The 17790-nt window shown below is 64.0% G+C and carries 19 protein-coding genes; 8 read left to right on the top strand and 11 right to left on the bottom strand.

What is annotated here, in order from left to right:
* Positions 1–3: 3 nt before the first annotated feature.
* Positions 4–399: a (R)-mandelonitrile lyase gene (locus NKH93_RS02895; protein ID WP_352683825.1), complete on the bottom strand. Its 396-nt coding sequence runs from the start codon at positions 397–399 to the stop codon at positions 4–6.
* Between the two features lie 30 nt (positions 400–429).
* The gene (locus NKH93_RS02890; protein ID WP_352969011.1) at positions 430–1026 is read right to left on the bottom strand and encodes a methyltransferase family protein; all 597 of its coding nucleotides are present in this window, start codon (positions 1024–1026) and stop codon (positions 430–432) included.
* Positions 1027–1173: 147 nt separating this feature from the next.
* On the opposite strand from NKH93_RS02890, the gene NKH93_RS02885 reads away from it, so the two are divergent.
* Complete coding sequence (locus NKH93_RS02885; protein ID WP_352475048.1) at positions 1174–2040, top strand: alpha/beta fold hydrolase; 867 nt, start codon at positions 1174–1176, stop codon at positions 2038–2040.
* A gap of 163 nt (positions 2041–2203) precedes the next feature.
* On the top strand, positions 2204–4255 hold the full coding sequence (locus NKH93_RS02880) for an elongation factor G (RefSeq protein ID WP_352683561.1): 2052 nt from the start codon (positions 2204–2206) through the stop codon (positions 4253–4255).
* Positions 4256–4767: 512 nt separating this feature from the next.
* On the opposite strand, the gene NKH93_RS02875 is transcribed toward NKH93_RS02880, so the two are convergent.
* On the bottom strand, positions 4768–4971 hold the full coding sequence (locus NKH93_RS02875) for a hypothetical protein (RefSeq protein WP_352921184.1): 204 nt from the start codon (positions 4969–4971) through the stop codon (positions 4768–4770).
* Positions 4972–5071: 100 nt separating this feature from the next.
* On the opposite strand from NKH93_RS02875, the gene NKH93_RS02870 reads away from it, so the two are divergent.
* On the top strand, positions 5072–5569 hold the full coding sequence (locus NKH93_RS02870; RefSeq protein WP_352969009.1) for a methyltransferase family protein: 498 nt from the start codon (positions 5072–5074) through the stop codon (positions 5567–5569).
* 19 nt (positions 5570–5588) lie between these two features.
* Here NKH93_RS02870 and NKH93_RS02865 read toward each other — a convergent pair whose 3' ends face one another.
* A complete protein-coding gene (locus NKH93_RS02865) occupies positions 5589–6341 on the bottom strand; it encodes an SDR family oxidoreductase (RefSeq protein WP_352969007.1) in 753 nt (250 codons plus the stop codon).
* Positions 6342–6462: 121 nt separating this feature from the next.
* Between NKH93_RS02865 and NKH93_RS02860 the strand changes: the two genes are divergently transcribed.
* Positions 6463–7107 (top strand): TetR/AcrR family transcriptional regulator, encoded by a 645-nt coding sequence (locus tag NKH93_RS02860; protein WP_352458407.1) that lies wholly within the window; start codon positions 6463–6465, stop codon positions 7105–7107.
* 104 nt (positions 7108–7211) lie between these two features.
* Here NKH93_RS02860 and NKH93_RS02855 read toward each other — a convergent pair whose 3' ends face one another.
* Both NKH93_RS02855 and trxB read right to left on the bottom strand, forming a co-directional pair.
* Entirely contained in the window at positions 7212–8108 is an 897-nt protein-coding gene (locus NKH93_RS02855; protein ID WP_023678345.1) for a LysR family transcriptional regulator, read from the bottom strand.
* A gap of 98 nt (positions 8109–8206) precedes the next feature.
* Positions 8207–9181, bottom strand: a complete 975-nt coding sequence (trxB, locus tag NKH93_RS02850; protein ID WP_352469805.1) for a thioredoxin-disulfide reductase — start codon at positions 9179–9181, stop codon at positions 8207–8209.
* Between the two features lie 254 nt (positions 9182–9435).
* Here trxB and NKH93_RS02845 point away from each other — a divergent pair, with 254 nt between their 5' ends.
* Positions 9436–9912: an Lrp/AsnC family transcriptional regulator gene (locus NKH93_RS02845; RefSeq protein ID WP_352469300.1), complete on the top strand. Its 477-nt coding sequence runs from the start codon at positions 9436–9438 to the stop codon at positions 9910–9912.
* Positions 9913–10234: 322 nt separating this feature from the next.
* Here NKH93_RS02845 and NKH93_RS02840 read toward each other — a convergent pair whose 3' ends face one another.
* The 3 genes from NKH93_RS02840 to NKH93_RS02830 form a co-directional block, all read right to left on the bottom strand.
* Positions 10235–10810 carry a D-sedoheptulose-7-phosphate isomerase gene (locus tag NKH93_RS02840; RefSeq protein ID WP_352586848.1) on the bottom strand — a complete coding sequence of 192 codons (576 nt, stop codon included), beginning with the start codon at positions 10808–10810 and terminating at the stop codon, positions 10235–10237.
* 7 nt (positions 10811–10817) lie between these two features.
* Positions 10818–12296: a D-glycero-beta-D-manno-heptose-7-phosphate kinase gene (rfaE1, locus tag NKH93_RS02835; protein WP_352921182.1), complete on the bottom strand. Its 1479-nt coding sequence runs from the start codon at positions 12294–12296 to the stop codon at positions 10818–10820.
* A 139-nt stretch (positions 12297–12435) separates the two neighbouring features.
* Positions 12436–13068 (bottom strand): LysE family translocator, encoded by a 633-nt coding sequence (locus NKH93_RS02830; protein WP_352921180.1) that lies wholly within the window; start codon positions 13066–13068, stop codon positions 12436–12438.
* Positions 13069–13244: 176 nt separating this feature from the next.
* On the opposite strand from NKH93_RS02830, the gene rfaD reads away from it, so the two are divergent.
* From rfaD to waaC, 3 genes are read left to right on the top strand one after another with little or no spacing between them, the layout of a single operon-like run.
* Positions 13245–14195 carry an ADP-glyceromanno-heptose 6-epimerase gene (gene rfaD / locus NKH93_RS02825; protein WP_352450437.1) on the top strand — a complete coding sequence of 317 codons (951 nt, stop codon included), beginning with the start codon at positions 13245–13247 and terminating at the stop codon, positions 14193–14195.
* The gene (gene waaF, locus NKH93_RS02820) at positions 14168–15175 is read left to right on the top strand and encodes a lipopolysaccharide heptosyltransferase II (RefSeq protein ID WP_352921178.1); all 1008 of its coding nucleotides are present in this window, start codon (positions 14168–14170) and stop codon (positions 15173–15175) included. Before rfaD ends, waaF begins: the two co-directional genes overlap by 28 nt.
* Positions 15172–16155 carry a lipopolysaccharide heptosyltransferase I gene (gene waaC, locus NKH93_RS02815; protein ID WP_352819953.1) on the top strand — a complete coding sequence of 328 codons (984 nt, stop codon included), beginning with the start codon at positions 15172–15174 and terminating at the stop codon, positions 16153–16155. The genes waaF and waaC overlap by 4 nt, the downstream gene beginning before the upstream one ends.
* Before the next feature lie 207 nt (positions 16156–16362).
* Here the strand turns inward: waaC and greA are convergent, their stop codons facing one another.
* Positions 16363–16836 (bottom strand): transcription elongation factor GreA, encoded by a 474-nt coding sequence (gene greA, locus NKH93_RS02810; protein ID WP_023719113.1) that lies wholly within the window; start codon positions 16834–16836, stop codon positions 16363–16365.
* A 325-nt stretch (positions 16837–17161) separates the two neighbouring features.
* Positions 17162–17719, bottom strand: a complete 558-nt coding sequence (locus NKH93_RS02805; protein WP_352541060.1) for a tetratricopeptide repeat protein — start codon at positions 17717–17719, stop codon at positions 17162–17164.
* Positions 17720–17790 lie beyond the last annotated feature (71 nt).

The raw sequence follows: 17790 nt of genomic DNA, 5'->3' as shown, positions 1-17790 counted from the left end.
GTTTCAGCCGCCATACTGCTCGTCGTTCACCTTCTCCAGCCAATCGACATGCGCACCCTCGAGCGCCTCCTGCATGGCGATGTGGGTCATCGCCGATTTGGGCGCGGCGCCGTGCCAGTGCTTTTCGCCGGCCGCAAAGGAGATGACGTCGCCGGCCCTGATCTCCTGCAGCGGCCCGCCCCAGCTTTGCACGAGACCGGCACCGGATGTGACATAGAGCGTCTGGCCGAGCGGATGCGTGTGCCAGTGGGTGCGGGCGCCGGGCTCGAAGCTGACCAGCGTGGCTCTGAGCCGCGCCGGCGCCTCTTTCTCGATGATCGGCGTCTGCAAAACCCGGCCAGTGAAGTATTTTTCCGGCGCAACAATCGTCGGCACGCTGCCGCAGGCAATGATCTTCATCGTCGCAAATCCTCGATTCAATCCAGTGTCTTAGACCCTACCACTTTCGTCCGATGCCGGCTGCATCTCCTGCCGGCTGCGGGCAAAACGCGGCCAGAACAGACCGGTCCGCGTGCGGTAAGCGTCGTAGGCATCGGCCAACCTTGTCCGCGAAAATTTTCGCTCTTCGTCCAAGGCCGCGATCACGTAGATCGTAACGATGCCGGCGACCGGCACCACCGCCCAGACCGACCAGGTCGCGATACCCCATCCGACCCAGAAGATGATGTAGGACGTGTAGAACGGATGCCGGACATGGAGATAAGGGCCTTCGGTCACCAGGCTGTCAGGATTGTCAGGATCGAATGCGAACCGCAGCCCCGCCTTGCGGGAGACCGAGATCGCCCACCAGAACAGCGCCGAGCTTGCCAGTTCGATGGCGAGCCCGCCGATCTTCGCCGCCAATGGCTGCCGCTCGATCCACAGCAGCGCAAGAAAGAACAGCGCCGTGCCGACCACGACGGCCGAAATGATCATCGCGCCTTGAGACATGCTCGGCGACTGGAAATGCGCGCGCATCGACCAGGCATATTGGCCGAGCGTCGCGATGCTGCTGATCGAGACGAGAAGGTCGAGTGTGGATTCCATCATCAGGCTCCGGGGGTTAGCTGTGGTGGATTCGTTCATCATACCCGGCAGAAACCCAGAAATCATTTCTTAACCACCGTTCTAAACAACATGGTGACCTCGGCATGCGATGTTGACCTGGAGACAATCCCAAGGTCCAAACCAGATATGGCCGTTTCCCACCGCACGATCCGCACGCCGCAAGCGGATTTGCGCCTCAGCCAGTCGTCGGGACCCGGCATCCCGCTTGTCCTGATCCACGGCTCAGGCAGTTCGCGCGCCGTATTCGCCCGCCAGTTCGACAGCCCGTTGGCCGCTGCCCATCGGTTGATTGCTTTCGACCTGCCCGGCCATGGCGAATCGTCGGACGCCCGCGATCCGGCGACGGACTACACAATCGCCGGCCTTGCCCAATCGGCGGCCCAGCTCCTCGATGCCTTGGGCATCGGCCGCGCCGTCGTCTTCGGCTGGTCGCTTGGCGGGCACGTGGCAATCGAACTCGCGAGTTTTCACCGCGCCGTCGGCGGGCTGATGCTGACCGGCGCGCCGCCGGTATCGAAGGGTCCTTTCGGCATGCTGCGCGGCTTCCACGCGCATTGGGACATGCTGCTGGCGTCCAAAAAGACGTATTCCGAACGCGATGCCGAGCGCTTCGAGACGCTGTGTTTCGGCGACACCGCCGATCCGTCCTTTCGCCAAGCCATCCTGCGCACCGACGGCCGGCTGCGCGCCGCGGTGACGCGCGGCATGCTCACCGGCAAGGGTGCCGACCAGAGACAGGTGGTCGAGCAAGCCGCGTTTCCGGTCGCTATCGTCAATGGCGAGAACGATCCGTTCGTCCGGCTCGGCTATTTTGAGACGCTCGCCTACGGCTCGCTGTGGGAGCATTGCCACATCGTCTCCGGCGCCGGGCATGCGCCTTTCTGGGAGCGTGCGGACCTGTTCAATCCGTTGCTCGCGCGCTTTGCCGAGACGGTGGCGGTGCAGCGCGTGGACGCACCCCCGCTGGCGTCGCGCCTGACCGGCACCGGCTGAACCGGCCCCAACTTCAAATCCCTTCAACTTCAAATCCCTTGCCCTCCCGGCCTGCCCGTGGGACGATGCCCTTTGGGTAGGTGGCAAATTGAAAAAAGCCTCGCCCGCGACGGCCGACAGGCCGGCCGCCGCTCACAGGGAAACGCCTGAGTGGAGGTCAGCCATGGGTACTCGCGCCGGAGGACGACGCACGGGACCGAAATGCATTGCCATAGTCGGTCCCTTCGCAAGCGGTAAGACGACACTTCTCGAAGCCATACTCGCCCGTACAGGCGCCATTCCCCGCCAGAATCCCGTTTCGTCCGGAAATACCGTTTCCGATCATTCGCCCGAGGCGCGCGCTCACGGCATGAGCGTCGAGGCGACCTTCGCCACCACCGATTTCATGGGCGAGCCGTTCACCTTCGTCGATTGTCCCGGCTCGATCGAATTCTCCTTCGAAGCCGAGCCGGTGCTGGCCGCCTGCGACGTCGCCGTGGTCGTTGCCGAGGCCGACGAGAAGAAGATCCCTGCCCTGCAGCTGATCATGCGCAAGCTCGACGAGCTCGGCGTGCCGCGCATGCTGTTCCTGAACAAGGTCGACAAGGCGATAGCAGGTGTGCGCGACACGCTGAAGATGCTGCAGCCGGCAAGCTCGGTGCCATTGCTGCTGCGCCAGATCCCGCTGCGCAAGGACGGCGTCGTCATCGGCTCGATCGACCTCGCTCTGGAGCGTGCCTACATCTACCGCGAATATGCCGAGAGCGAGGTCGCCCAGATCCCGAGCGACGACAAGGCGCGCGAGCTCGAGGCGCGCTTTTCCATGCTGGAGACACTCGCCGACCATGACGACCGGCTGATGGAGCAATTGCTTGACGAGATCGAACCGCCGAAGGACGCGATCTTCGACGACCTCGCCGCAGATCTGCGCGACGGCACGGTGACGCCGGTGCTGATCGGCACCGCCGAGAAGGGCAACGGCGTGCTGCGCCTGTTGAAGGCGATCCGTCACGACGCACCCGACATCGCGGCGACGCGCCAGCGTCTCGGCGCGCCCGATGGCAATGCCACCGTGGTCCAAGTGATGAAGACCATCCACACCGCGCATGGCGGCAAGCTGTCGGTGTCGCGCATCCTGTCCGGCCAGGTCGCCGACGCCGCCGAGCTGTTCCTTCCCAGCGGCGAGACGGCAAAGGTCTCCGGCATCTACAAGATGCTCGGCAAGGACCAGGTCAAGCTGACTTCGGCCAAGGCCGGCGACACTGTGGCGCTCGGCAAGCTGGACGCCGTCAGGACCGGCCAGACGCTGAGCTCGACCAAGGGCGGCATCAAGCCGCTGGTCACGCTGGCGCCGCCGCAACCGGTCTTCGCCTTCGCGCTGCGGCCGAAAGAGCGCAAGGACGAGGTCAAGATGTCGGCGGCCATCCAGCGCCTGGCCGAGGAAGATCCCTCGCTCAACCTGCATCACAACCAGGATTCCGCCGAAACCGTGCTGTCCGGTCATGGCGAGATGCATCTGCGCGTCGTGCGCGAGCGGCTGGAAGGCAAGAACCAGATCCCGGTCGAAGGCCATGTGCCGGCCGTGCCCTATCGCGAGACGATCCGCAAAGCGACGCAGCAGCGCGGCCGCCACAAGAAACAGTCGGGCGGCCACGGCCAGTTCGGCGATGTGGTGCTGGAGATCAAACCGCTGCCGCGCGGTTCAGGCTTCCAGTTCACCGATACGATCACCGGCGGCGTCGTGCCGAAGACCTACATCCAGTCGGTCGAGACCGGCGTGCGCGATTACCTGAAATCGGGCCCGCTCGGCTTCCCGGTCGTCGATGTTGCCGTCAACCTTTCCGACGGCTCCTACCATGCGGTCGATTCCTCCGACATGGCCTTCCAGATGGCGGCGAAGCTGGCGATGAAGGAAGGCATGGCCGCGTGCTCGCCGGTGCTGCTGGAGCCGGTGATGAAGGTCGAGATCGTCACGCCGTCGGATGCGACGTCGAAGATCATCGCTCTGATCCCGCAGCGGCGCGGCCAGATCCTCGGCTACGACGCGCGGCCCGACTGGCCGGGATGGGACGTGGTCGAGGCGACCATGCCGCAGGCTGAGATCGGCGACCTCATCATCGAGCTGCGCTCGGCCACTGCGGGTGTCGCCAGCTACCGGGCCGTCTTCGACCACATGGCCGAACTCACCGGCCGGTTGGCCGACGAAGCGCTGAACGCCAACGGCAAGGCCGCCTGAGCTGCCCTTGCGGCCCAACAGGAAACGGCGCCCGGATGCCCCGGGGGCCGTTTCTTGCGGACCGTCTTCGTGGGAGGCGAAACGGCAGGTCCGCCGCATGCTTGCCGCCGGTGTTTTGGCGGAGGAAGGTTCGGACGCGGTAGCTGCCTGAGCCCGGGTCGTCCGAGTGATGCCCCCATCCCCCGGACGAGCCACACCGCGTCCTATGCTCTGCTTAATCGATTTGGCGCGCCCGCGGCATGTTACCCGAGGTTACATGTCACTGTTACGCGACCGTTCCGGCCGATTTTCTGGCGATGTGTTGGTTTCGGGCAACAAAAAAGCCGGATCAATGAAGACCCGGCTGAGTTTGATTGGAAGTGCCTGTTAAGGCTAACCTCCAGAGGGGAACACTCGAGAGCGCTAATGGGAGGAGAACGCGCTCAGGAGATGATCTATATATGTGCTCTTCATGCCCAAGAAACAAGCATCTATTTTGCAACACTCACATGCAAAAAGGCGCCGGCTGTGGTCTAATCCGTCCCGAAGCGCAATAGGACCAGTTGAATCGCTGAAATACAGCCTGCGGCAAGGCAAAAATCGATCCGCGGCTGCGAATCAGCAGCGATTCCTGCTCGGAAAGTCGAAAAACGCAGGATGACGTGGAATCGTGCAGCACGCGTTTGTTTTTTCGGCAGGCAGACCTTGCTGGTGCATGCCGCCCAAAAGCCCGCCATCGAGCTTGACCTGAGGTGCGGCGGCTTGGGTTACGTGCCGGACAAGACCTGAAGCGCGTTGCAGGAGACCGTTCAAGGCCGCGCCCGTAAGGAGAGCTATATGCGAGCCACTTCGGCGATCGCCGGCAGCGTCATCTTTCTTGCTATAGCGCCCGGCGTGGTCGCCGGACTGTTGCCTTGGCTGCTGACCGATCGCTATCGCCTGCCCTGGTCGAGACTGCCCGGTTTCGTTCCTGTGGGCTGGCTGCTGGTTGTCGCCGGCACAGCCATACTGCTGCACGCCTTTGCCCGGTTTGCCCTGGAGGGTCGGGGTACGCCCGCCCCGGTCGCGCCGACCGAGAGGCTGGTCGTCGGCGGCATCTACCGCCATGTCCGCAATCCGATGTACGTCGCCGTGCTGTCGATCGTCCTCGGCCAGGCACTGCTGTTTTCGAGCTGGACGGTCGCCGCCTATCTAGTCATCGCCGCGGCCGCCATGATCTCCTTCGTGAGACTATACGAGGAACCGACGCTTGCCCGCCGCTACGGTGACGAATACGAGGCCTACCGCCGTGCCGTACCAGGCTGGCTGCCCCGCCTGACACCTTGGCGCGGCTGACGCAGGCTCCAACGCTGCGTCACCACGGCAGCGGGCCGTCCTCGTTCGAGAACGTGCCCGTCGGACCGTTCGCGTCGAGAAGCACGAGGCGCACGGGCTCCCGCGCGGCCTGTTCGACTGTGCGCGGACCTTCGAAGTTGTTGAGCTCCGTCGCGGTGTAGCCCGGGCACGCAGCGTTGACCTTGATGCCGGTCTCCTCGAGCTCGATGGCGAAGGCGAGCGTCATCGCGTTGACGGCCGTCTTCGACGGGTTGTAGACGGCGCCAAACGACGTGCGGTACGGAAAGGCCGGATCCGCGTTCAATGTCAGCGAGCCGGCGCCGCTCGATACGTTGACGATACGCGCCGCCGGCGCCTCACGAAGGAGCCGCAGCATCGCTTGCGTGACGGCGACGATGCCAAACACGTTCGTCTCGAATACGGCGCGTACGTCGTCGAGGGAGGCAATGCTCGGGCGGCCCGAATTGATGATCTCCTCGAGCGGCCTGCCCGGCTTTCCCGCATGGGAGATGCCGGCATTGTTCACCAGCACGTCGAGGCGGCCGAGTTCGATGCGGATGCGCTCTGCCGCGGCGGCGATCGACGCCTGATCGGTGACGTCGAGCTGCAGGGCGTGGGCATCCTCTCCGATGCTATTTGCGGCTGCCTCGGCATGCTCGAGCCTGCGCGATCCTACGAGCACGGTAAGGCCGTTCGCCGCGAGGTCCTTGGCGATCTGAAGACCGATGCCCTTGTTGGCCCCGGTGACCAGGGCGACGGGTTTGTCCTGCATGGTAATCTCCTTTTGTGCACCGATGTGTGGCCAACACCGCTTTGCCGTGCTAGATACAAGTCAAACGGAACCACGTTCCACATATATCCGGAACAAGGTTCCGTTTGCAAGAGGTAATTTGATGGGCGAAAAAACGCCGAACGGCAAAACGGATCAAGGCGATGGTCTGGAACCCCGCGACCGCGCGGATCGCCACGTGCGCGCCGACGCACGGCGCAACATCGACGCGTTGCTCCGGGCGGCCATGGCGGTGTTCGCGACCTCCGGCGTGGAGGCTCCGGTGCGAGAGATCGCGGAAAAGGCTGGCGTCGGCGTCGGCACCGTCTACCGCCATTTTCCACAGCGCTCGGACCTGATCGTGGCCGTCTTCCGCAACGAGGTTGACGCCTGTGCGGACGCCGCGCCGATCCTGGCCGGAAAGCATGAGCCCGGTGAAGCGCTGGCCCTGTGGATGCAGCGCTATGTGGATTTCATCACGGCAAAACGCGGCCTCGCGGCAGCCTTGTACTCAGGCAATCCGGCATTCGACACTTTGCCTGCCTATTTCAACCAACGGCTCCGGCCCGCGCTTCAAACATTGCTGGAGGCGGCGGCCGCGGCCGGCGAGGTGCGCGCCGATATCGAGCCGGGCGACCTGTTGGGGGCGGCCGCCAGCCTTGCCATGCCGGCACATGGCGGCGGCCCTGCCCAGGCGCGGCGCATGGTTGCCCTGCTGGTCGACGGTTTGCGCTACGGCGCCAGCACGCTGGCGGATACGCGTTCCTAAAGCGCGTTGCGTTCGACCGACCTGATGCGACGCGCTTTAGGTTCTTGTTTGATGCATGTCCTTATCGCAAAACCGCTGCACGCTTTTGCGCGACACGCATTAAATCAGAACGACCAGCTGCGCGCCTTGGCGATGATGAAATCGCGGAAGACATGCAGCTTCGCCTGGTTCTTCATCGCATCGGGATAGGCGAAATAGGTATCGAAGGACGGCACTTCGGTCTCGGGCAGCAACTGCACCAGTCCGGAATCCTTGCTGACCACGTAATCCGGCAGCATGGCGATGCCGGCGCCGCCCTGCACCGCCCGCTTGATCGACAATATGTCGTTGATCTGCAGCGTCGGCACCCTTTGCCCGCCTTCGAAATCGCCGACCGTCTCCAGCCAGTTCAGTTCCGACAGATGCGCCGGCACCGGCACGCCGAAGGTGACGATGCGATGGGTTTTCAGCTCGGCGATCGAATTCGGCTTGCCATATTTGTTTACATAGGATGGCGCCGCGTAGAGATGGAAATGCACGGTGAACAGGCGGCGCTGGATGAGGTCCGGCTGCTGCGGCTGGCGCAGCCGGATGGCGCAGTCGGCCTGGCGCATCGTGAGATCGAGCTCCTCATTGGCCAGGATGAGCTGCAGGCTGACCTCGGGATAGAGCTCGATGAATTCCTGCACGCGCTCTGTCAGCCAGCCAGCGCCGAGGCCGACCGTGGTCGTCACCCTGAGCACGCCGGAGGGCCGGTCCTTGGTTTCGGTCAGTCGCGACTTGATGGTTTCGAGCTTCATCAGCACGTCATGCGCCGTGCGGAACAGCATCTCGCCCTGCTCGGTCAGCACCAGGCCGCGGGCGTGGCGGTTGAACAGCGGCACGCCGACATCATGCTCGAGCGCGCTGACCTGCCGCGAGATCGCCGATTGCGACAAATGCAGTGTTTCCGCGGCATGGGTGAACGACCCCGCTTCCGCCGCGGCGTGAAACACGCGTAGCTTGTCCCAATCCAACGCCATGATTTCCCCTCGTCCTGTTTTCTGGCGTCCGCCTGTTTTCGGCGTCTGAATGAAAAATCAGGCTTTTGCGCGGCTTTTCTCAGCCGCTTATCGAACAATCACTCCGCCGCTTCGCGGTGAACCTCGATCCCTGCCAGATATTTTTCCGCCTCGAGCGCGGCCATGCAGCCGAGACCGGCCGCCGTCACCGCCTGGCGGTAGATGTCGTCGGTCACGTCGCCGGCGGCGAACACACCCGGCATATCGGTGCGGGTCGAATCCGGCGCCGTCCACAGATAGCCGTTCGGCTTCTGCTTCAGCTTGCCGGCAAACAGCTCGACCGCCGGCGCGTGGCCGATCGCCACGAACACGCCGTCGACCACCAGATGCATCTCCTGCCCGGTCACCACGTTGCGCAGCTTCAGCCCTTCGACCGACGGCGGCAGCGGCGCCTTGCCGGGCCTGCCGGTGATCTCGTCGACCACCGTGTCCCAGATGATGCGGACATTGTCTTTCCGCAGCAGCCGCTCGCGCAGGATGCGCTCGGCGCGGAAATCGCTGCGCCTGTGGATGACGGTGACGCTCTTGGCCAGGTTGGAGAGATAGAGCGCTTCCTCCACCGCCGAATTGCCGCCGCCGATCACCGCGACGTCCTTGCCGCGGTAGAAGAAGCCGTCGCAGGTGGCGCAGGCCGAGACGCCAAAACCCATGAAGGTGTGTTCGCTCGGGATGCCCAGCCATTTCGCCTGGGCTCCGGTGGCGATGATCAGCGCGTCGGCGGTATAGATCGTGCCGGAATCGCCCTTGGCGCGGAACGGCCGCACGTTGAGGTCGACCTCGGTGATGATGTCGTTGACGATGTCGGTGCCGACATGCTCGGCCTGCCTGAGCATCTCGCTCATCAGCCATGGACCCTGGATCGGTTCGGCGAAGCCCGGATAGTTTTCGACATCGGTGGTGATCATCAGTTGCCCGCCCTGCTGCAGGCCGGCGACCAGCATCGGCTTGAGCATGGCGCGGGCGGCATAGATCGCCGCCGTATAGCCAGCGGGGCCGGAGCCGATGATGAGAACAGGCGCGTGCTTGGTGATCATGAAAAACCTCTGCGGGGAGCAGCCATGGATTGTGGCATGAACTCTCGTCGATTGTTGCGCGTAATGTAAGTGTTGCCTGCGATGCCAGCAAGGCAAGTTGCCGTTCGTCCCCGGAAAGCTTCGGCGCCGGCGACGGCGACAAGCAACCCGCAGCAAGATGTGCGAAAATCCTCGATCCAGCGGATGGAATGGACAGCAAAGTCGTTTAATTACAAAGTCGCGAAAGATTCTTTCGCGTCACCACGGAAGCCACCATGCCGATCAAGGCCGATCTCGATGCCATCGACTGGAAGATCCTGCGCGAGCTTCAGCAGGACGGACGCATGACCAATGTCGAACTGTCGGGCCGCGTCGGCATTTCGGCGCCGCCGTGCCTGCGCCGCGTCAGGCGGCTGGAAGAGGCCGGCATCATCCGCGGTTACCGCGCTTTGCTCAACGCTCCGGCGCTCGGCCTCGACGTCGTCGCCTTCTGTCTGATCGGCCTGCATCACCAGGCCGACGCCGAACTCAAGACCTTCGCCGAGCGCACCCGCGGCTGGCCGATCGTGCGCGACGCCTGGATGGTGTCGGGCGAGTCCGATTTCCTGCTGCATTGCGTGGCGAGCGATCTCGGCACCTTCCAGACCTTCGTCATCGAGGAACTGGCCTCGGCCCCCAATGTCGATACGGTGCGAACCGCGCTGACCATCCGCCGGGTCAAAGACGAAGGGCTGGTGGCGTTTTCGGCTTAAGAGAGCAGGCAAAGCGGCTGCGAAACAAAAAACCGGAAACAAAAAACCCGCCTCGGCGGGCGGGATCGTCGGTGGAATCATCACCATACCGAAATTAGTAGCATAGCTGCCGGCACAAAGCAAGAACAAAATTGCCTTCAGCGTTGAAGATTGGCTTCATTCCAGCTTAGGTTCCTCGCCCCACGAAAGTGGGGAGGTGGCTCGGCGAAGCCGAGACGGAGAGGGGAACCGCGCTCTACGAAGCCCCCTCTCCAGCCGCTTCGCGGCCACCTCTCCCCCGCTTCGCGGAGGGCGAGGAACCCAGGTCCTGAGAGTTCGAGGATCACCCTGCGTCGCAGAGGCGCGTTTCGACCATTTCGCACAAATGGTGGTAGAGGCACAAATGCCCCTGCTGGATGATCGGCGTCGAGGTCGAGGGTACGTTGAGCAGGATGTCCGAGAGCGGCTTCAGCTTGCCGCCGGTGTCGCCGGTCAGGCTGACAACCGTCATGCCCATCATGCGCGCCTGTTGGGCGGCGGCGAGGATGCTTGGCGAATTGCCGCTGGTCGAGATGGCGAGCAGCACGGCGCCCGCCGAACCATGCGCCTCGACCTGGCGCGCAAACACCGTGTCGAAGCCGTAATCATTGCCCCAGGCGGTCAGCACCGCCGCGTTGGCCGGCAGCGCGATGACGTTGTAGGCCTTGCGCTCCCTGAGGAAGCGGCCGACCAGCTCGCCGGCGATATGGATGGCGTCGCTGGCCGAACCGCCATTGCCTGCTATCAGCAGCGCCTTGCCCTGCGAAAGCGCGGCGACGACGGCGCTGACCGCCCGCTCCATCTCGCTGGTCAGGTCGCGCTCGACCATCGCCGAAATCGCGGCCGCCGAGCGCGCCAGGTAATCGTTCAGTTCGGACATGAAACCCTCAGTTCCCGGCGCGCAATCTGCCGATGGTGCCGGTCGTGCTCTTGCCGGCGACGAGGTCGACCAGCACGACGCGGCCGCCGGCCTTCTGCACGACATCGGCGCCAACCACCTGATCGACCGTATAGTCGGCGCCCTTGACCAGTATGTCGGGGCTCAGCGCCTCGATCAGCGAAAGCGGCGTATCCTCCTCGAAGATGACGACGGCGTCGACCGAGGCAAGTGCTGCCAGCACGCAGGCCCGGTCATGCTGGTCGTTGACCGGGCGCCCCGGCCCTTTCAGCCGGCGCACCGAGGCATCGCTGTTGAGGCCGAGCACCAGCCGGTCGCACTGGCTGCGCGCCGCATGCAACAGGCTGACATGGCCGGCATGCAGGATATCGAAACAGCCATTGGTGAAGCCGACGCTCAAGCCCTCGTCTTTCCAGCCCGCCACCAGCCGCACGGCGGCGGCGGCATCGAGGATCGCATCCAAGTGGGCGACCGGACCATGCGAGCGAAACAGCGCACCGGTGAGTTCCTCGATCGTCAGCCGCGCCGTGCCGCGCTTGCCGACGACAACACCGCCGGCGGCGTTGGCGATCGATCCGGCCATGACACGATCAGCCCCTGCTGCAAGAGCCAGCGCGAAGGTCGCGATTACCGTGTCGCCGGCGCCCGAAACGTCGAACACTTCGCGCGCCTGCGTGGCGATATGGCGGGCATCGTCCGCACCGATGACGCTCATGCCCTTTTCGCTGCGCGTCGCGACGACGAAATCGAAACCGTGCGCCGAAATCAGCTGGCGTGCCGCCGCCTCGATTTCGTCGTCGGCAAACACTGCGCGGCCGACCGCCTCGCCGAGTTCCTTGCGGTTGGGCGTGATTGCCGTCGCGCCGGCATAACGCGCATAGTCGCGGCCCTTCGGGTCGACCAGCACCGGCTTGCCCGCTTGCCGGCAGATCGAGATCAGCTCGCCGGCGACGCCGTCGAGCAGCACGCCCTTGCCATAGTCGGACAGGATGACGATGTCGGCGCCCGCCAGCGCTTGGCGAAAATGCCCGATCAATGTCGCGCGCTCGGCATCGCCCAGCGGCTTGATTTCCTCTTCGTCGAAACGCAGCACCTGCTGGTTGAGCGCGCTGAAGCGGCTTTTCGACGACGTCATGCGATCGGCATCCTGCGCCAGCCCGCCGGTGTCGACGCCAAAGTCGCCGAGCATGCGCATGAGGTTTTTGCCGGCCTCGTCAGCGCCGATCACGGAGACCGGCATGACGGCAGCGCCGAGCGAAACGATATTGGCGACGACATTGCCGGCGCCACCCATCGCCAGCGTTTCGCCGCGCCCGTGCAGCACGGGGATCGGCGCCTCCGGCGAAATGCGCTCGATCACGCCGTTGACGAAACGGTCGAGGATGAAATCGCCGACCACCAGCACGGTGGCGCCGCCGAAGCGCGAAATGGCGCGGTGAAGAGGTTCGGGAGAGGGCAGCTTGATCATGTCAACGCGTGGGAGAGCCGATTTTCAGTGATGGGAAATTCGATTGGCAGGGCCGGCCGTTCATGGCGATGCCGATATACCGCAATTTCAGCCGACGCAACGCCGGGCCTTCGACCGGTCGCGGCGGCGAGACAGTGCGTCAGCTTTTCTGCAACGCGACATGCACGCCCAGAGCGACAAGCACCGCACCGCCAGCGCGCCGCATCAGGCGCTGCGCCCGGCTCGACTGCCGCAGCCTGGCGATCACCGCGCCGGCCAGTATCACGCAAACAATGTCGGCCGACGAGAACATCAAATTGACGATTGTTCCAAGCACAACGAACTGCAGCCAGACCGGAAACGCTGCCGAGGCATCGATGAATTGCGGCAGGAACGCCATGAAGAAAATCGCCGTCTTGGGGTTGAGCACCTCGACGGCAATGCTCTCGAAAAAGGCGCGGCGGGCGGATTTCGGCTGAATTCCCGGCAAGACAACGTCGCCTTGCGCCTTGGCGCGAAACAGCGAAACACCGAGCCAGATCAGATACAGCGCACCGACCAGCTTGACCGCCATGTAAAGCACCGGCACGGCATGGAAAAGCACCGACAGGCCGACAGCGGCGGCGAAGACATGAACGTAGCCGCCAAGATGGATGCCGAGCGCCGCCATCAGGCCGGACCAGCGGCCGCGCGCCATGGTTTGCGCGGCGGCATAGAGCATGGCCGGGCCGGGGATATAGGCGAAGATCGCCGTGGTGGCGAAAAAGGCGACAAGCAGTTCGGTTGACGGCATTACCTTGCTCCTGTCGCCGGTCGGCCGGCAGGCCGACTGAAACGTGACGTTTGCGGCGCCACTATGGCGCTCATCCGGCCGCCCAGCCACCTGCTTTGTCGACAGCCCGGCCCGCCTCCCCTATAAGGCCAGAATCCCACAAGGGCTACAACCGGCACAAGGTACCAGAGGCTTTCATGATCATCGTCACGGGCGGCGCCGGCATGATCGGTTCCAACATCGTCGCCGCGCTCAACGCCGAGGGTTTCAGCGACATCCTCGTCGTCGACGACCTCACCGACGGCCACAAGATCGCAAACCTCGCCGATCTCGAGATCGCCGACTATCTCGACAAGGACGATTTTCTGGCGCGGATGGAGGCCGGTGACCTCGGCCGCATCGAGGCCGTCTTCCACCAGGGCGCCTGCTCGACCACCACCGAATGGAACGGCAAGTTCATGATGGAGGTCAACTACGCCTATTCGAAGCGCCTGCTGCACGCCTGCCTGGCCCTGCGCGTGCCGTTCCTCTATGCCTCCTCCGCTTCGGTCTATGGCAGCGGCGCCGAGTTCCGCGAGGAGCCGCAATGTGAACGGCCGCTGAACGTCTATGCCTATTCGAAAAAACTGTTCGACGACTATGTCCGCCGCACCGTTTTCGATACCGATCACTCGCCGGTCGCGGGCCTGCGTTATTTCAACGTCTATGGACCGCGCGAGGCGCATAAGGGCGCCATGGCCTCTGTCGCCTTCCATCTGTTCAACCAGGTCGAGCAAGGGCAGAATCCCAAGCTGTTCGGCGCCTATGGTGGTTTCGGGCCCGGCGAGCAGAGCCGCGACTTCATCCATGTCGGCGATGTCGCCGACGTCAATCTGTGGCTGTGGAAACGCGGCTCGAGCGGCATCTTCAACTGCGGCACCGGCAAGGCCCAGCCGTTCCGCGCCATTGCCGAAACGGTGATCGATACGCTGGGCCAAGGCCAGATCGAGTTCATCGAGTTTCCCGACCACCTCAAGGGCAGCTACCAGAGCTTTACGCAAGCTGATATGTCCCGCTTGCGCGCAGCCGGTTACAATGGCCAGTTCCGCACAGTGGAAACCGGCGTCAGAGACTATGTCGAATGGCTGAAAGCCCAACGATCCTCGTGATCGGCCCACGCTGGGTGGGCGACATGGTGATGGCGCAGTGCCTATTCCAGGCGCTGAGGGAGCTTCATCCGGATGCCGCCATCGATGTGCTGGCGCCGGCATGGGCAGCACCGCTGGTCAAGCGCATGCCCGAAATCCGTCAGCAGATCGACCTGCCGCTGCAATCCGGCGCATTCGAATTCCGCATCCGAAGGCGCTTCGGCCGCCTGCTGCGCGGCCGCTACGACATGGCCTTTGTCCTGCCGGGAAGCTGGAAGTCGGCGCTGATCCCGTTCTTTGCCGGCATTCCGCGCCGTGTCGGCCATCTCAGGGAAATGCGCTACGGGCTGCTGACCGACATCGTGCCCTTGCCCGATCGCCTGAAGCGGCGCACCGCGCAGGCCTATTTCAGCCTTGCCCGTGGCGGCGCCTTCCAGACGCCGAAGCTCGCCGTCGATCAAGCCAGCCAGGCGGCACTGCTCAGCCGTTTCGGGCTGACGGCGGGGAAATTCGTGGCACTCATGCCCGGCGCAGAATTCGGCCCGGCCAAGCGCTGGCCGAGCGAACACTATGCCGGCCTTGCCCGTGAGATGATGGCGAAAGGGTTTGGCGTGGCACTGTTCGGATCGAAGAACGACGCTGGGGTGACGGCGGAAATCGCCGCGCTGGCGCCGGGCACGGTCGATCTTGCCGGCCAGACGCGGCTCGAGGATGCCATCGACCTGATCGCCGCGGCGAGGCTCGCCGTCTCCAACGACAGCGGGCTGATGCATGTCGCCGCCGCGGTCGGCACGCCGGTCGTCGCCATCTACGGCTCAACCTCGCCGCAGAACACGCCGCCGCTCGCCGAGCGCCGCGAACTGGTCTGGCTCGGCCTGTCCTGTTCGCCCTGCCACAAAAAAATCTGCCCGCTCGGTCATCTCAACTGCCTGAAAACGCTGGAGGTCGAACGCGTCGTGGCGGCGGCGGAGCGGCTGCTGGAAATGCCGGCCGCCGCATGAAAGTGCTGATCGTCAAGACATCGTCCATGGGCGACGTCATCCACACCTTCCCGGCGATCGAGGACGCGCGCCGCGCTCGGCCGGATATCTCCTTCGACTGGTGTGTCGAAGAGGCATTTGCCGGCATTGTGGCGCTGCATCCAGCCATCCAGACCATCCACAGCGTGGCGATCCGGCGCTGGCGCAGGAAGCTGCTCGAGCCCGGCACATGGCGGGAAGTGATCGGCTTGCGCCGCGCCTTGCGCGATTGCCGCTACGACCTCGTTCTCGATGGGCAAGGCTTGCTGAAATCGGCGCTGGTGGCGCGGCTGGCGGCAGCGCCGATCGCCGGTTTCGATCGGTCGAGCGCTCGGGAGCCGTCGGCGACCTTGTTCTACGACCACCGGTATCCCGTGCCGCGCGGCCTGCATGCCATCGAGCGCACGAGACGCCTGTTCGGGCTGGCGCTCGGCTACGAGCCGGATCTTTCCCGGCTTGACTCCGGCATCGCGCCGCCGGCCGGAAGATCCATTCTTGTCGGTGAAAAGACCGCCTTCCTGCTGCATGGCACCAGCCGCGAGGACAAGAAATGGCCGGTCGCGGACTGGATCGAAACCGCCCGTCTGCTGGTGGACAAGGGGATGACGCCGGTCACCACCTGGTCGAACGATCGGGAACAGGCGGCTGCCGAAGCGATCGCCGGCGCCGTTTCGCAAACCGTGGTGGTCGCCAGGTCGCCGCTTGCCGAGATCGCCGCTGTCATCGGCGGCTCGACGCTGGTCATCGGCGCCGACACCGGCCTGACCCATCTCGCCAGCGCTTTCGGCCTGCCGACGGTGGCGATATTCCTCGCTACCGAGCCCGGCCTGACCGGCCCGCGCGGACCATTCTCATCGACGCTGCTGGCCAGGCCCGGTCACAGCGTCACCCCGCCGGAGGTGATGGCGGAAGCCGAGAGGCTTGTGGAGCGCCAGACGCTTGGTCAGGCCGGTGACCGCTGATTTGCTCAATCCATTCAATCGGAAAGGTCAGCGCTGCCCCTTCCCTTCTCCCCTTGTGGGAGAAGGTGGATCGGCGCGAAGCGCCGAGACGGATGAGGGGTGTTGGACGGAGTGCGGAGGGAGCCAAGCTGGAACACCCCTCATCCGACCTCGCTTCGCGAGGCCACCTTCTCCCACAGGGGGAGAAGGCAGAGCAGCGCCAATCCCCTAGATAAATTGCACCTGGACGATCTCGTAGCCCCTGGCGCCGCCCGGTGCGTTGACCTCGATGGCGTCGCCGACTTCCTTGCCGATCAGCGCGCGCGCGATCGGCGAGGAGATCGAGATGCGGCCGGATTTCACGTCCGCTTCCTGGTCGCCGACGATCTGGTAGGTCTTTTTCTCCTCGGTATCCTCGTCGACCAGCACCACGGTGGCGCCGAATTTGACCTTGTCGCCGCTGAGCTTGGTGACATCGATCACCTCGGCCCGCGCGATCAGGTCCTCGAGCTCGTTGACCCGGCCCTCATTGAGGCTCTGTGCCTCTTTTGCCGCGTGATATTCGGCATTTTCGGAGAGGTCGCCATGCGAGCGCGCTTCGGAAATCGCCTCGATGATACGCGGCCGCTCCTGTTGCTGGCGCCAGCGCAGTTCTTCCTTCAATGACGCGAACCCCTCGCCTGTCATCGGGACCTTGTTCATAATGCCTGACCTTTCCTGCCGCCGCCCCCGCAATCGGGAGCGACCTTGTCGATGGTACAAAAAGAAAACGGTCCGGCAGCCTCGCTAACGGAACCGTCTCACCACAATCTTGCAAGATATAGCAATCTTCGCGGGTTTTTCACGTCCAAAAAGTCGGTTTTTGAAAAATCATCCACCGATTGCACGGCTGACCCCACGTCGAGCGGGGTTTCCAAGATCGTATCGTGTACCGTGATGCCAAATTCCAGTTCCGAGCAGCATGTGAGCACAGCAAAAAACCGGCTGCGATCGCCGCAGCCGGTATGAGCAGCGTCCGGAAGTCGGATCAGCTCCTCATGAAGTGATCGATCTGCTCCGACAGCATGCCGTATTCGCGAGACCCCTTGCCCGTGCGCTTCTCGATCTCGCGGAGCTGTTCCTGGGCGCCAGCAAGATCGCCGATCTGCAGGTGCGCCTCGCCGAGATATTCGCGCACCAGCGTGTAGTTCGGGTCGATGCGCAGCGCTTCCTCGTAATAGCCGAGGCCGACGGTGACGCGGCCGGAATGGCGGTGCGAATAGCCGAGATAGTTGAGGATACGCGGGTCCTGCTTGTTGGCGGCGAGGCTGAGCACGGCGATCGCCTCGTCATAGCGTCCATCCATCGCCAGCGCGCGACCGGCATCATAGATGCTGTCGTCATCCAGCATGCCTTGCTTCGGCGAGACACATTTCTTCTGCTTCTTGTCCCAGGCCTGCCCCTTCTTGCACTGGCTCTGGCCGCCGCCGCCATTGCCGCCGCCGCCACCACCACCTCCCCCGCCTTCACCAGCCGAAAACGCCGGAGCCGCAATCAGCGGCAGGGCGGCAATGGCCATGGCGTAAATCAGCAATCGTCTGCGCATTACACTCTCCTTTGAACCTGACAATGCAACACTAACGCCGGGCCGAAGCCGTTTCGTCCCCGGAAAATGCC

Origin of the sequence: Mesorhizobium sp. M0954, from assembly GCF_040319155.1 — a bacterium.
Taxonomy (GTDB): domain Bacteria; phylum Pseudomonadota; class Alphaproteobacteria; order Rhizobiales; family Rhizobiaceae; genus Mesorhizobium.
Note: the sequence above shows the minus strand (reverse complement) of the source record. Positions and strands in the feature narration are given on the sequence as shown.